The sequence below is a fragment of the Flavobacterium sp. WV_118_3 genome, from assembly GCF_039778605.1.
Lineage (GTDB): Bacteria > Bacteroidota > Bacteroidia > Flavobacteriales > Flavobacteriaceae > Flavobacterium.
In genome coordinates this window covers 1,856,218-1,871,472 of sequence record NZ_CP156060.1, presented here as the reverse complement: position 1 = coordinate 1,871,472, position 15,255 = coordinate 1,856,218, and the positions used below count along the sequence as shown (strand labels likewise).

General features: G+C 39.2%; 10 protein-coding genes. 5 read left to right on the top strand and 5 right to left on the bottom strand.

Going from position 1 to position 15,255, the window contains the following annotated elements; translation table 11 throughout:
* Positions 1–161: 161 nt before the first annotated feature.
* Positions 162–2,990 (bottom strand): aminopeptidase, encoded by a 2,829-nt coding sequence (locus ABFU83_RS08680; protein WP_347070122.1) that lies wholly within the window; start codon positions 2,988–2,990, stop codon positions 162–164.
* Between the two features lie 261 nt (positions 2,991–3,251).
* Between ABFU83_RS08680 and ABFU83_RS08675 the strand changes: the two genes are divergently transcribed.
* The 3 genes from ABFU83_RS08675 to ABFU83_RS08665 all read left to right on the top strand — a co-directional run bounded on the left by ABFU83_RS08675 (position 3,252) and on the right by ABFU83_RS08665 (position 7,919).
* Positions 3,252–5,216 (top strand): endonuclease, encoded by a 1,965-nt coding sequence (locus ABFU83_RS08675; RefSeq protein ID WP_347070121.1) that lies wholly within the window; start codon positions 3,252–3,254, stop codon positions 5,214–5,216.
* Positions 5,217–5,822: 606 nt separating this feature from the next.
* The gene (locus ABFU83_RS08670) at positions 5,823–7,316 is read left to right on the top strand and encodes a hypothetical protein (RefSeq protein ID WP_347070120.1); all 1,494 of its coding nucleotides are present in this window, start codon (positions 5,823–5,825) and stop codon (positions 7,314–7,316) included.
* A gap of 12 nt (positions 7,317–7,328) precedes the next feature.
* Positions 7,329–7,919, top strand: coding sequence for a DUF6705 family protein (locus ABFU83_RS08665; RefSeq protein ID WP_347070119.1), 591 nt, complete (start codon positions 7,329–7,331; stop codon positions 7,917–7,919).
* Between the two features lie 72 nt (positions 7,920–7,991).
* Here the strand turns inward: ABFU83_RS08665 and ABFU83_RS08660 are convergent, their stop codons facing one another.
* Positions 7,992–10,469, bottom strand: coding sequence for a TonB-dependent receptor (locus ABFU83_RS08660; RefSeq protein ID WP_347070118.1), 2,478 nt, complete (start codon positions 10,467–10,469; stop codon positions 7,992–7,994).
* 96 nt (positions 10,470–10,565) lie between these two features.
* Positions 10,566–10,907 (bottom strand): arsenate reductase (glutaredoxin), encoded by a 342-nt coding sequence (arsC, locus tag ABFU83_RS08655; protein ID WP_347070117.1) that lies wholly within the window; start codon positions 10,905–10,907, stop codon positions 10,566–10,568.
* Positions 10,908–11,022: 115 nt separating this feature from the next.
* Between arsC and ABFU83_RS08650 the strand changes: the two genes are divergently transcribed.
* Together ABFU83_RS08650 and ABFU83_RS08645 are read left to right on the top strand one after the other, a co-directional pair.
* Positions 11,023–11,934 (top strand): CPBP family intramembrane glutamic endopeptidase, encoded by a 912-nt coding sequence (locus ABFU83_RS08650; RefSeq protein WP_347070116.1) that lies wholly within the window; start codon positions 11,023–11,025, stop codon positions 11,932–11,934.
* Positions 11,924–12,967 carry an AMP-binding protein gene (locus ABFU83_RS08645; protein WP_347070115.1) on the top strand — a complete coding sequence of 348 codons (1,044 nt, stop codon included), beginning with the start codon at positions 11,924–11,926 and terminating at the stop codon, positions 12,965–12,967. The genes ABFU83_RS08650 and ABFU83_RS08645 overlap by 11 nt, the downstream gene beginning before the upstream one ends.
* Before the next feature lie 100 nt (positions 12,968–13,067).
* Here ABFU83_RS08645 and ABFU83_RS08640 read toward each other — a convergent pair whose 3' ends face one another.
* Entirely contained in the window at positions 13,068–13,493 is a 426-nt protein-coding gene (locus tag ABFU83_RS08640) for a DoxX family protein (RefSeq protein ID WP_347070114.1), read from the bottom strand.
* Between the two features lie 118 nt (positions 13,494–13,611).
* Positions 13,612–15,243 carry a M1 family metallopeptidase gene (locus tag ABFU83_RS08635; RefSeq protein ID WP_347070113.1) on the bottom strand — a complete coding sequence of 544 codons (1,632 nt, stop codon included), beginning with the start codon at positions 15,241–15,243 and terminating at the stop codon, positions 13,612–13,614.
* Positions 15,244–15,255: the final 12 nt, after the last annotated feature.

Genomic DNA, 15,255 nt, shown 5'->3' with positions numbered 1-15,255 from the left:
TACCCAATACAAAACAAAGAATTGTTAAAATTACAATTTAATATTTGATAAAAAAAAGAGGATATGAGATGTTTTTGTTGCATATATTTTATTTAAAATCATTTTTTATCAAGGTATTTTTAATAAAATAAAATAAAAAAGGGACTTTTTTTAAGTTTTATTTAGAACCACTTACGCGTAAAAAGGGATACTAATGTTCTTGCGCTTAGGGTTACGACAAATCGAATACGCTGACCGTAGTTCGGATCTTTTATTTCCCAGCCATTGTTGGAGTATACCGGGAAATACAATTCGAAATAATCCTGAACCAGATTCAGTCGGATACCACTGTCGTATACAAACTGCGGATCGGAAAACTTATTTTTAATAATCCCGGCATCACCATAGGCTTCGATCCAGTTCCAGATACTAACACTAACATTGGATGTCGTCATCCATTGATTGGCATAACGGTTTTTTAGTTTGGATTTAAAACCTCCGTCGGCCATCACAAATTGCTGACTGAAAAGTCCTGTGGATTCCGAACGTCCGATAAGGTTGTAACCGAAAAGATAATCCGATGGGCGATCCAATCCGAAACTAAAGAAATCGGTTCCGGTTTCGTTATACATAAAAGTACCACCAAAGAAACGAACGGTTAACTGACGACGATCGTCAAATAATTTACGATATTGGTATTCCGCGGCTATTTTACTGAAATTATTGGCAATCTGTAAATCGGTCAGAAAGCTGTATAATTTGGCTGTTTCTGCTTCTCCAACAGAATAGCGTGCATTGAAAACAGAATAATTTTCTTCCTTTTTATTTTTTAATAATGGTGAATCTTCTTTTTCTACAAAAACATGACGTAACAAGATCGTTTTCCTTTTATTTTCACGGTAATCCGGTTCCCGGAAACGGAATTGTACCGATGGTGTAATCTTGGTATACGATGCATTTGGAGCATAATGGAGAGTCGATCCTGTAATGGAATAACGGATGTTATACAAACGCTCGTCGCGTATGTTTTGATAATAGGAGAGTGTGGCACTACCTACCAACTCTTTGGTATTACTGGAATAATCCGGGGTAATATCAAATTGGAACGGTTTGTCCAACAGGGTTTCGTTATGGATACGCATTCCTAACATCACACCGTCGTATAGGTTATAATTAAAATCCGGAACATAGAATAACTGGTTGTATTGCGGATCTTCCAGATCTTTAAAAAAGTTAAACTTGATCGGACGGTTTAGCGATGGAAACCCTTTTAAGGTTTTATAATTATTCCGACGGTTAAATTCGGGCACCTCATTACCGTAGTTCAGCGCCAATCGGTCGATACCTTCTCTGGAAACGGTCACAACGGTATCGGTTGCGACATTGGGCAACCATACTTTCGATATAATGCGGTCCTTTTTAACACCGTAAAGCGAAATCGGAACGGTGGCATAGGCGTTGTTTTTAACCGTTACCTGCACGGTTTTACCATCGTCACTTTCTTTGATTCTTCCAAATTTGTAATCGATCAGATCTCTGGAATTGATCACCGATTTAAAAAACCAGTCAATATTTTTATCGGTTTTCGATTTCAGGATGTTTTCGATATCCTGACGCGTGGTTTGCTGCGTTTTATTTAGGCTTACAAAATCGTGTAGCGCCTTGTCGACACTTTCCTGTTGCAAATAAGCATCCAGATAATTCAGTGCCAGACCGGCTTTGTATTTTCCGGAAATCTGTTCATTGAATTTAACAAAAGTATTTTTTGGATTTCCAATTGGCTGGTCGAGGTTCATACGGGCCATCATCAGATAGAGATAGCTGTATTGCTCATTAAAACCGGTACTAAAAAGACTAAAACCTCTTAAGATTTTATAACGCGCCAGCGTCCCGGTCATTTTTACATTGGGGTAATTGTCCTCAATATATTTCATCATCGTATACACCTGAATGCCGTCGTAAATCCAGTTGTCCTCGCGATGATTTAATTGCAAGGTATTTTTCAGATAATTGTTGACGTATGTTTTGAGAAATTTCAGTTCATATACAAACGAATCGGGAAAGGGTCTTAAAAATTTCGGAAGCTGGTTAAGTCCGTAAAACGGATTACGGTCGTAGTCGGTCTGACTAATGATTATTTTATTTTGCGTCGGACTACCCAAATGCTCGGAAACATAATTCACCACCCGGTCGATGATCACCGCTTTTTGGAAATCATCCAGTTTTTTTTCGTTGATGTTGGTTGCGATTTCCGTTTTATCGTTTTTATAAAAGCTATAGGTAGCGGTAGTTTCAACTGCCAATAGTATATCCTGACGGTTTTTACCGCTTAGGGTATATATTTTATAAGGATCCGCTTCGTTTGTGGCCAAAACATCTAAATCAGTTGTCAGTGCTAATTGCGATGGGATTATGATTTGGATATCAAAATCGGACACCGCATTTGAAATATCGTCCAGATTTTCGTTACTGTCTTTTACAAAACAGCCTTTTTCGTAACGCGCCGGTGTTAAAAACCAGTTTTTGATATAAAAACCACCCTGACTGTCAAATCCGTATCGCGTAAAACGATCGCTCGGGATTTTTACGGAATAGACAATATTAATTTTAAATTTCTGATTCGGATATAAAGGATTCAGTAAATGCACATCGACCAGATCGGGTTGGTTGGGAACGCGGGACCATTCGAGTCTTCTCTGATTTTGATCGATAATGGAAATAATATCGGTATGGCCGCGATCGCTATCGCCGGCCAAATGAAAAATCCGGGTAAACTCGTCCGAAAATCGTTTCCCTAAAGGCGAACTTTTATCGGAATAAGCATTATTCCAATCGTTTAAAATATAGTCTTTTAGGGTATCGTTGGTCGTGTTATGATAGGTAATCTCCTGTTGAATCTTTAGTATTTTGGTATCGGGATCAACGGTTATCTGCATGGCGCTGTGGTGTTGCGCATGAATCCTGCATATTCCTGAAAGTAAAGCAATAAAAAGATAGATATAGGCTTTCAATAGATAACGTTTCTTGTGTTTGACCTGATTTATAGTTTCACATTCCCGATACACAATGTTACAATTTTAATTCAGAATATTTACGAAAATTCTTTTAACAGAAATAAAAAAATCAAACAGTATTTTGATGCTTGACCATGCCAAAACCGATAGTAATGATGTTAATAAAAGGTAATTTTTTGATATCCAGATACGTATTAACAGTTCAAAAAGGCTATTTTTTCGTCATTATGGCTACATTTGTCCTTAAACTCACTTAAAATGACAAAAAAACTCCTCCAAATTTTACTACTATTTGCGACGAATCTTATGTTTTCGCAGGTGGTTATCAACGAGCTGGACTCCGATACTCCTTCGACAGACGACAAAGAATTCATCGAATTAAAATCGACTACACCTAATTTTCCGTTAAACGGCTATATCTTGGTTATGTTTAATGGAGGAAGTAGCGGAACATCGAATTTGAGCTACTATGTGATCGACCTGAATGGTTTGGTTACCGATGCGAATGGAATTATTGTGTTGGGAAATCCTTTGGTATCGCCGGTTCCGAATTACCTGTTTCCAATTAATACCGTACAAAACGGACCGGATGCGATCGCGATTTACCAGGCAAGTGCTTCCAGTTTTCCGATGAATACGCCGGCCTCAACAACCAATCTTATCGATGCGCTGGTTTACGGAAACAACAATACACAAGCCTCGGCTTTACTGACCGCTTTGGGAGTTTCGACTCAGATTAATGAAAACATGAATTCTCAGGGGACTACACAATCCATTCAGCGTAAAAACGACGGAACCTATGAAGTTAAAGCGCCAACACCGGGCCGTAACAACGATGGTAGTGGAATCCTTTTTAACGGTATCACGATTACCGCTCCGACAACACATCTGACCGAAGGGGATAGTTTTAACATCACCTTTACCACACAAACGAATGTGACGAGCAATCTTACTTTTAATTTTACGCTGAACAACGGTAGTTTTACCAATGCTGATTTTACCGGAAATACAACGGTTTTTATCCCGGCAGGTTCCAATTCGTTTACCACGACGATCCAGTTGGTCGATGATACCGAAGATGAAGGCGACGAAGTTTTACGCATTAAATTCGGAACACTTCCGGCGGGTTATGTCCGGATGAACGACTTTATCGAGATTCGCGTAATTGACAACGATTATACCACTTCTACCTGGGGAACGCCTCTAAATCCAACCTATGGTGTGGTAGCCAGTACGGCTCCGGCCGGATATTACAGTTCGCTGGAAGGACTAAGCGGAGCCGCCTTAAAACAGGGAATTCAGAATATTATTGCCAATCCGGTTGTAGTACGCGCGCATAATTATGGCGATATTGTCGATATTCTGAAAAAAGCCGATCAGAATCCGCTAAACAGCAATCAGGTTTGGATGATGTATGTAGAAGCGCCACGTGCCAAACTCGATTTTCAGACCGGAAGCAGTAATGTAGGTACCTGGAACCGCGAACATATTTATCCGCAATCCCGCGGTGGATTTAGTAACGGAACGTCATCTACACCGGATGGAATCAATGTTTGGTTACCCACAAATGCAGACGATATTAATGCTGCCCATGCCGATGCCCATCATTTACGAGCGGAAGACGGACCGGAAAACAGTTCGCGTAACAATCGTGATTATGGAGGAACCGATTATAATGGACCGGTAGGCAACCAGGGATCCTGGAAAGGTGATGTAGCGCGTGCTTTATTTTATATGGCGATTCGTTATAACGCATTGGATCTGGTAAACGGTAATCCACCGGATACGACGGTAGGACAATTGGGTGACTTAGCGTCTTTATTAACGTGGAATCACAGCGATCCATCGGATGATTTTGAAATGAATCGTAACAATTATATCTATACCTGGCAAATGAACCGTAATCCATTTATTGATCATCCGAATTTAGCGGATTATATATGGGGTGTTCATGCGGGAGAAGTATGGTCGGCTACCTTAACAACCGAAGATATAACAAAACTACAAATGGTATTGTATCCGAATCCGGCACACGATTATCTGATGATTAACGGTAGCGTTGATCGCGGACAAATTGAAATCTATAACATCGCCGGACAGAAAGTACGTACGTTCGATTTTGACGGAACAACCCGTTTACAATTGGGATTGCCATCCGGAGTTTATATGGCTCGGGTAACCGCTGCAGATCAAACATTGGTTAAAAAGTTGATCATCAATTAAAAAAGATAGTGTTATTCCATAAAGAAGCTCCGTATTACGGAGCTTTTTTTGTTTGTGTCCCGTCTTGAAATAAGTTGACAATAAATCGACTTTATTATGAAAAAAATAGAATATTTTGCCCGGTTCGTATTGAAACATCGGACTTCCCGGAGGTTTTCTAAAAATTTATTGAAGCTTACGAAAGCTCAACAAAAAAACTAATCACCCTCTCTTTGAAACCAGTTATTTTAAGTGACTTTATGATATATGTCATTTACTTCTCCAAACGTTATACGTGAAAATCAAATTTTTGCCACCGGAAAAAGAAAAACGATCTGTATATTCAATTTTATAGGTCCCCCCGTTGTGTAGTAGTTTTGAACCATCGGTTTTTGTAACCACCATATTTAGCCTGTAATTCATATCTGAATATGTTTTTTACGGATTCCCGTAAAAAATATTGAAAGCCTCTAATACCTTTGCTCTCGCTATAAACGTGTACAAAACGCTTTAATTAAAGTACGTGTTAATATGTGTTTTTAGTACTAAATATGATGTTTTCCGGGAATTCGTATTTTTTAAAAAAATAAAATTGTAAGATTTGCGAGATCAAATTATGTATTAAATATGGACAATAGAAAATTACGAAACCGTTTTCCCATTTTTGTTTTTATTCTGATCGCGCTTTTTGGCTGTGAGCTTGAGCAAGATGCAATACAAAAAAACAGCTATCAGGAAAAGGTAAAGATTAGGCGTAGTACTTTCGATGCGCTGTTAAAAGAGCGAAATTTTGTTAACGCATTTTCAAAGTTAAGTCAAGGCCAAAATAAGGGCTTACAATCAAAAACTGTTATGGAAGCCGAATATGGCTTTACTATTATGCCTAATTTGGCTAAAGTTATAGAAAGTGCCGGAAGTACATCTTACACGTTTAAGATTACCCGTGAAATTAACAGTGTAGATTATTTTGAAAATCTTGTGGTTAATGTAGATAGTTTAGGCCAGTCAAGTGCCTATATTTTAAAATATACGCCAAGTGAACCGTTAGCACCAGCTGCCCATAATTCCTTTAATTTTACAGGGCGAGTAAAAATAACGCCGATTACTTATAATACCGATGAAATAGGAAAGACTACAATTTGTGTCACGGCTCAGATACTTATGTGTGATCAGGCGTGGAGTTCAACTAATACTGGCGTACATGTTGCTACTAATGACTGTCAAGATCAAAACCATTTATTTTACGCTCCCGTTACAACTTGTTACTCTGTAAATGGAGATATTGGCGGGGGCGACTTTGGAGACGACCCTGGAGTTATTGTCCCTATTGGCGGCGGCGGCGGCGATGGTTCCCCACCAACTAACGGAGACCTGACGCCTCCTAATAATTGCCCAAGATGTCCAATTATTATTACTGCCCCTGTTGAAGATGTACCTCCAACCCCAACTCAACCAAATCCGTGTGTAAAACTTGGCAAATTAATTCAGCAAAAAAAAGTCAAATCAGGATTAAATCATTTAAAAAACAATTTGGAGACTAACTTGGAAACTGTCTATTCATTGGAATATGACGCCACAAATAACAGTGTATCATTTAGACCAGGTGTATCAGGAACGCGAAGTGGAGTGGTTCGAATATTCCCTACGACTTTTGGTGCAGCTCATAACCATCCCGTAAAGTTGGAGGACGATGACTCGAGTTACCCGATGTTTTCGGCAGATGATCTATTAACACCCTACCAAATCGCAATGAGTAGCGGATTTCAACCTACCGACTATCCGCTCACCAACTTAATGGTTGTGCCGGAAAACACCTATGCACTAATTCCAAACGATGTACAATCGCTTTCAATATTAACGTCAAAATTCGCAAATGAAAAATCTTTAAGAGACTTTAATTCTGAATTGCGAGATTTGTATATTGCAAAAGGTAAACCTTGGAATGCTGACCAAAACACATTGGCAAGAGAATTTTTAAAATTTGTAAATCAGAAGTATAATTTAAACATTAGTCTATTCCAAATGAGTAATTCGGATTTTTACAACAATAATAATACTTGGTCTGAGGTCAAGTTAGATCCTACTAGCCCCACAGGAATAACCAAAACGCCTTGTAACTAAAAAATTAGAACTATGAAAAATATATTTATAATAACTATTTTATTACTGTCAATTACTGGCTGTTCACAAACTTTTCCATTATACTTAGCGCATAGTCAGGAAGCCGGAAAATATTACAAAGACATTGATAACGATTTAAACAAGTTTCAGGGGACGTGGAAATACACTAACGGTTCTACTTCGTTAACCATAGTACTAAGAAAGAAAACGCAAGTGGTTAATCCATTTAGAAACTTTACAACTGATATGCTTATAGGTGAGTACAGCTATATTCACAATGGCATACAACAAGCTAATACAATCGGTTTAATGGAGTCAAATTCATCTACCTATGGTGGCAATAATATCTACGGTGCAACACTTGGGAAATGTGACGAATGTCCTACGGGCGGAAAAAATTTGGTTTTTCTTTCTTTTAGTGACCCGGCGGCAAGTTATTTAAACAGCCAAATGAGTGTTAAGTATTATGTTGAGAATGGTATTGAAAAAATAAAAATAGGGTTAAAGCCTGAGAATTATGTACACACAGGGGAATTGCCGGCATTACCTAGTGGATATGTGCCTGTGCCTATTGATAAATATATTCTGATAAAGCAGCCCTAATATTACATATTTTAGGATACAAAAAAAGCCAAGTAATAATTTACTTGGCTTTTTTTGTTGATTTTCATGATGTTATCCGCCCATATATTCGTCGCCACCACCATTATCATCGCGTTTTTGTTGCTTATCTCTGTCGGATTTGCTTTTGTTAAAACGGTAGGTAAAGGTTAGATTGATCTGACGTTCTCTCCATTGCATTTCGCTGTGGGAATTTAATAGGAGTGGAATGCTGGTATCGGTAATTCTTTTTCTGGAGTTAAACACGTCGTTTACATTTAAGGCGATCGTTGCTTTATCTTTTAGAATATCCTTGCTTAACGCCAGGTTTGCCGATACAATACCTTCGCTTCTTCCCTGAGACGTGTTTTGTGGTGCATTATAGGTCGCATTGGTCTGCCAGTCGATACCATATGGTAAGCTTACTTTCGAACTTACACGGGTAAACCAGCTGTAGGCTGTATTGCTTAAATCGGTAAAGACTTCCGTGTTGTTTTGATCAATATAAGTATAACTTCCATCTAACTCGTTACGGAAGAAATTGAAGTTTCCGTTTAGTTTCCACCATTTGTATGGCGTATAATTTAAGGTAAACTCAAAACCAAAACGGTATTCGGTGGCTAAGTTTACCGGCGTATTGGCGTATACCGGGTTACCGTCGATTACATTTCCGGTTGCTTTTTTAATAAACTGGAAACTATCATCGGTTTTATTAAAATAAGCCGAAGTATTTAAGGTTAATTTGTCCCAACGTTTTAAATAACCCAGGTCAAAGGAGTTGGTATACGACGGATTCAAATCCGGGTTTCCTTCGAATACGTTGATGTTACTCGATAGTCCGTTAAACGGATTTAGGAAACGCCCTCTCGGACGGTTGATACGTTTACTATAACTTAAACTAATACTGTTATCCTGTGCAAACTCATAGCTCAAGAATACACTTGGGAAGAAATTGTGGTATTTTTTGGTGTTGAATTGTTCCGTACGTAAAAAGTCAATCCCGATGTTGGAATCTTCAAAACGCATTCCCACCATATAACTGAATTTACTGATCTTGGAACCAAACTGTGCATAAAGCGCGTTGATTTGCTCTTTATATTCGAAAATATTGGTAAAGTTTGGATCGTTCATCCAGGTATTGTTACTAAAATGATCCACGCGGTAATCGGTAGTCAAATCGGTAAAATCACCGCGATAACCCGCTTCAAACTGACTTTTCTTTCCAATTGGTAAAACGTAATCGGCTTGTAACAGGCTTCGCGTTTGTTTTTGGTTGTTTAAAGTTCTATCAATGGTAGACACACCGGTATCAAAACGGGTATCACTAATCGTTGCATCGTCATTATCACGGTTGGTAGAAGCCGAAAAATCAACGGTTAATTTATGACCATCTTTTTTAAACTTCTGTGTGAAATTTGTCGAGTATTCTAAATTTTGTGAATCGTTTGACTGATCGTTAAAACGGTTACGGGTGTATAAAAAATCGTGATTAGCATCATAATTATTAAAGAATACATTATCCGGATTGGCACCGTTGTTTTTACGGACTCCAATCGAGTTCGTCCAGGTTAAGGATTTGGTTAAATACCATTCCAATCCGAAACCGGCATTATACCCTTTACGCTCTCTTTTGTTTTTACGTCTTTCTTCGATATAGCTGGAAACTGCACCGGTATTTCGGTCTAAGTTTTCCGAATCGGTAAACGAATTCCCCGGACTGTTACTATAGTTGTAGCCGAAGTTGGTAAAGAGGTTAAACGCTTTGCTTCTGAAGTTGACATTGGTATTCCCTCCGAAATTATCCGGATTACCGGCAACAGCCATAACACTACCATTGATTCCCTGTGCTTTTCCTTTTTTAAGGATGATGTTTACGATACCGGCACCACCTTCGGCATCATAACGTGCCGACGGGTTGGTGATTACTTCCACTTTGTCAACCGAATCGGCCGGAAGGGTACGTAAAGCATCGGCAACATTGATTCCGGCAAGACCCGATGGTTTTCCGTCGATCAAAATACGGACGTTGTCGTTACCTCTTAGGCTTACATTACCGTCAGAATCCACGGTAACCGAAGGAACATTGTCCAATACATCGCTCACGCTACCGCCTTTAACGGTCATGTCTTTTCCTACGTTATATACTTTTTTGTCCAGTTTGATCTCTACCGTACTTTTCTCGGCTACCACGGTAACTTCCTGAAGCTGTTTAGCGTCAAGAGCAAGGGTGATCATTCCCAGGCTGGTATCTTTTGTAAGTTCTTTTTGCGGGATTTCAACGGTTTTAAAAGATAGAAACTCCACCTTGATATAATAATTTCCGGCAGGCACTTCAAAACTGAATTCCCCTTTGTCGTTGGTCATCGCACCGGAAACAACGGATTTATTTTTAAGATTTTGGGCATAGATATTCGCATATTCCAGGGGTTGTTTGGATTCGCTGTCCACAACACGTCCGGTAACAGTAACTTTAGCCGCGTCTGGTTTTTGAGCGAATGAGACAACAGAAGACAATAGTAAGAACATTACTACTGCAAAATGAAATCGTTTCATGTGTAATTAGTTTGATTTGCAAGGTTTGACTGCAAAAGTAACCTTGGGTTTAAGTGGGGAATCACAAATGTTTGTTAAAACAAACGTATACTGATTCTAAATAATTTCCAGAATCTTTTCGGTTGGACGACCAATTACGGCCTTGTCACCATTGATAACAATCGGACGTTCAATTAGTTTGGGATTTTCGGACAAAATGGTAATGATCGCATCGTCGGAAAGCGTCTGACCTTTATAATTTTCGCTCCAAAGACTTTCTTTCTGACGAACCAGTTCGATTGGTTTAATTCCCAGTTTTTGGATGATTGATTGTAGTTCTTCGCGGCTCAAAGGCTGATCCAGGTATTTTACGGTTTCAAACGAAATTCCTTTTTCTTCCAACAGGCAAAGTCCTTCTCTGGATTTGCTGCATCTCGGGTTGTGGTAAATTGTAATCATAGTGCAATATTTTTTACAAAGGAACTACTATTCTGTGAAAATTGGATTAACTTAGTGAAAACAAATTTTCCACCATAGGTTGCTATAGGAAATATACTAAAATCCAGTAACAGATATGTTTATCGAACAAGTCAAAACCAAAAACTTTCGTTTCTTTTTATATTTACCGATTCCGGTATTATTTTTTGCCGTTATGATTGCCAATTATATAGCGGCTTCCGAGATCGATACCGAGCAGGCAATGCATCAAACCATAGCCGCCTTTGGTGAAAATATGACCTTTGTAATGATTATTCTGCCGCTTTCGATTGCTTGTCTTTTGTTGTGGGTTTGGGTAAAAGTGATACACCGTCAAAGTATTACCAGTTTGACGACTTCGCGGGCAAAAGTGGATTGGAACCGGATTTTATTTTCATTCGGATTATGGGCAACAATATCGATTGTACTGACACTGGCGGTTTATTTTTCGCACCCTGAAAACTTTAAATTGAATTTCCAACCGGTACCATTTTTTACCTTTCTGATACTGGCGGTATTGTTTATCCCGTTGCAAACCAGTTTCGAGGAATATTTATTTCGCGGTTACCTGATGCAGGGCATCGGAGTGGTGACCCGAAGTCGGTTGATTCCATTTTTGATTACTTCAATTATGTTCGGACTAATGCATATTGCCAACCCGGAAGTTGGAAAAATGGGGAATATTATATTGATCTATTATGTCGGAACCGGATTTTTTCTGGGAATAATGACACTAATGGACGAAGGCTTGGAACTCGCGTTGGGTTTCCATGCGGCTAATAACCTGGTTGGAGCACTTTTGGTTACTTCCGACTGGACGGTATTTCAGACGCATTCCATTTTAAAAGACATGTCGGAACCATCGGCCGGTTTTGATGTAATACTGCCGGTGTTCGTTATCTACCCGATATTGCTATATATCTATTCGCGAAAATACCAATGGAAAAACTGGAAAGAAAAGCTAACCGGTAAAATCGTATTTGAAAATAAAGAGAATTATGATCAATAAGCTAACCTATAAAAATGTGCATAATCGTTTTAAATTAAACGGTGTGCATTTTAATGGAAAAGAATTGTATGACAAAGCCTATGTTTTTGTAAAAGAAGGAGATGCACACGAAAAAGCACTAGGGCATTTTATTCTGGAATGGTTTGATGGAAAGGAATATATCGAAATGACAACTTCCGGAACCACGGGAACGCCTAAAAAAATACACCTGCAAAAGGCTGCAATGGTCAATTCGGCACTGGCGACAGGTGATTTTTTCGATCTAAAACCGGGTGATACGGCACTTCACTGTTTACCCATACAATATATAGCCGGTAAGATGATGCTCGTACGTGCTTTTATCCTCGGGTTGGAATTGGATTATGTAGTACCGGATTCCCGTCCGTTGGATATAACGGGGAAAAATTACGATTTTGCGGCAATGGTTCCCTTACAGGTAGAACAATCATTAGCCGAATTGGATCAGATTCAGAAACTAATTATCGGCGGAGCCAAACTAAACGCCACTTTGGTCGAACAGTTAAAAACACTACCGGTGGCCATTTATGAAACCTATGGGATGACGGAAACAATTACCCATATTGCGGCCAAAAAAATACAGGAAACGGCTTTTTCCCTATTACCGGGAATACATATTGCTACCGACGAGCGCGGTTGTCTGGTGATAACGGCACCACGTATTTGTGAGGAACCCCTGGTGACAAATGATATGGTAACGATAATAGGAGAAAAGCAATTTATATGGTTGGGACGTTATGACAACGTGATTAACAGTGGTGGTGTAAAATTGTTCCCGGAACAGATCGAAGAGAAGCTGGCCACGGTAATACCACAACGTTATTTTGTGATCGGAAAGGAAGATGATACGCTGGGCGAAAAGCTGGTATTGGTGATCGAAGGTGAACCCTATACGATCGCACCGGAAGTTTTTGGTGAACTGGATAAATTTGAAAAACCAAAAGAAATCCTTTTTATACCGCATTTTAAAGAAACAGCAACCGGAAAAATCAAAAGGAAGGAAACCGTGGCATAAGGACATAAAAAAACCACAAAGTCACCTGTTTGGCTGTTCACAACACGTTTCTGAATACACGTTGGTTCAAGTGGTCTTTGTGGCGGGTTTTGTATAAAAACTATTGGTTCATTTTAAAATAATAGTCGGCCGAATGTTTCCCGCTTCCGTAGAATAGAAAAAAAACACAGACCAACAGTGTGATCGAGGCCATAATCAGGTTTTGTACATTCATTTGTCCTAAAAAGTTAATTATAACTGCTCCGATTAGTATCGGCAATTGCGCCCAGATAGACCAGCGGGTCAGTAATCCGAAAACGATCATAATACCGCCTACCATATGTGCCGAGGCAACATAGTGGATGAGCAGCATTTCACTACCGAAATTCCTGTTCATATGACCGAGAATTTCGTGTAAGTACTGTCTGTTTGTGATAAAAAATACGCCTTTTAAAAACAAAAAGACACCAAGGCCAATACGCACCAGATCTATCGGATAGCTGGTATGAGCGTTGGCCCATTTGTTTAAACTTTTTACTCTATCCATAACAAATGACAATTTGATTTAGTATGAAAGTTACTAAATAAAATTAATATTTGATAATTTATCGGTTAAAAGTTATGTTTTTATATGTTTAAAATGTTAAAATAATGTATTTTGTAAATTATTTCTGAACATTGTAATACATTTTTTTAGTATTAAATTCCAATTGATCGGCGGTTACCTTTTTGTCGAATTTCTGCCATTCGGTAGTAACGTCTATTCGGGCCGTTTTTCCTTTGTACGTATATTCTACCGGCATCTGGAAATTTTCCACATTGGCTTTCCAGCGGTATTCCAGACGGTTGTTTTGGGTGCGAAGTTCCAATACCGGAATGTCTTTATAACGTAGGTATTGGTTGAATATAGGGGTCAGGTCTTTTCCGGTTTCCTTATTAAAGAAAGCAATAACGGTTTCGGTGTCGATAATTTGCTTTTTATAGGTTTCGGAATAATCCAGTAACAATTTCCACCATTTGGCGTCGTCGTTAAGAGTATGACGGATTGTATTGAGCAGCAAAGCACCTTTGTAATACATATCGCCCGAACCTTCTTTGTTCACACCATAAAAACCAATAATAGGACGATCGTTTTTAACGTTACGACTTTGTCCGTTTATATAGGCCAACGCTTTGTCATAGCCCAGATTGCATTCTACAAAAACCGCTTCGGTATAAGTCGTAAAAGCCTCGTGGATCCACATGTCGGCAATATCTTTAGACGTAATGCTGTTTCCAAACCATTCATGTCCGGATTCGTGTATGGTGATAAAATCGAATGTCAGTCCGATGCCGGTACCACTCAAATCCGATCCCAGATAACCTTTTCGGTATTTGTTTCCGTAGGCTACAGCACTTTGGTGTTCCATACCCAGATAAGGCGTTTCGACCAGCTTGTAGCTGTCTTCCCAGAAAGGGTATTTTCCGAATTTCAACTGGAAGCAATCCATCATTGGTTTTACTTCTTCAAAATGTTTACGGGCTTTGGCTTCATTTTCGCGTAGCACATAATAATCCAGATCAAGACCTTTGTAATTATCATGGATATGAGCATAATCGGCTATATTAACCGTAATGTCGTAATTGTTTATCGGATTGATTACTTCCCAATCCCAACGGGTATACCCATTTTTCAGATCTTCACTACCTTTAAAACGACCGTTGGAAACATTCATCAAACCATTAGGAACAGCCACTTTTACGGTGGCGCCATTATCGGGCTCGTCGGTCTGCGAATCTTTAACCGGATACCATAAACTCGCTCCCGTTCCCTGAACGGCTACGGCAATCCAGTCTTTTCCTTTGCTATCTTTGCTAAATACAAAACCGCCATCCCAAGGTGCATTTTTGGCTACGATGGGTTTCCCGGAATAATAAAACCGTACGGTTTCGGTAGTTCCTTTAAGAAGGCGCTCCGGAAAGGCTATAAAAACAGCATCGTTATCGCGTTTGTAGTCCAGTTTTTTATTTTGAAACACGATACTGTCGACTTTCATATTTTCAAACAGATCTACCTGAATCATATTGGTATGGGTAACCACTTTAAAAGTGATGTCGTTATAACCGATAATCGAACGCGCTTCCGGGTTGATTGTGATGTTCAGGTCGTAACGTTGTACGTCATAGCTGGTACGTTCGGCTCGTAAGCCACCGTGAAGGGAATCCCTGCGGGTAAAAACGTCTTTTTCGGTGATCAGTTGAGCGGAAGCCTGCTGGAAGCCGAATAATACAAGCGAAGCGAGTATAAAGTTTTTCATAATCGTATTGAA

Coding starts and splice junctions, on each gene's coding strand:
- ABFU83_RS08675 (WP_347070121.1), top strand. CDS start 3,252: ATGACAAAAAAACTCCTCCAAATTTTACTACTATTTGCGACGAATCTT.
- ABFU83_RS08670 (WP_347070120.1), top strand. CDS start 5,823: ATGGACAATAGAAAATTACGAAACCGTTTTCCCATTTTTGTTTTTATT.
- ABFU83_RS08665 (WP_347070119.1), top strand. CDS start 7,329: ATGAAAAATATATTTATAATAACTATTTTATTACTGTCAATTACTGGC.
- ABFU83_RS08660 (WP_347070118.1), bottom strand. CDS start 10,469: ATGAAACGATTTCATTTTGCAGTAGTAATGTTCTTACTATTGTCTTCT.
- arsC (WP_347070117.1), bottom strand. CDS start 10,907: ATGATTACAATTTACCACAACCCGAGATGCAGCAAATCCAGAGAAGGA.
- ABFU83_RS08650 (WP_347070116.1), top strand. CDS start 11,023: ATGTTTATCGAACAAGTCAAAACCAAAAACTTTCGTTTCTTTTTATAT.
- ABFU83_RS08645 (WP_347070115.1), top strand. CDS start 11,924: ATGATCAATAAGCTAACCTATAAAAATGTGCATAATCGTTTTAAATTA.
- ABFU83_RS08640 (WP_347070114.1), bottom strand. CDS start 13,493: ATGGATAGAGTAAAAAGTTTAAACAAATGGGCCAACGCTCATACCAGC.
- ABFU83_RS08635 (WP_347070113.1), bottom strand. CDS start 15,243: ATGAAAAACTTTATACTCGCTTCGCTTGTATTATTCGGCTTCCAGCAG.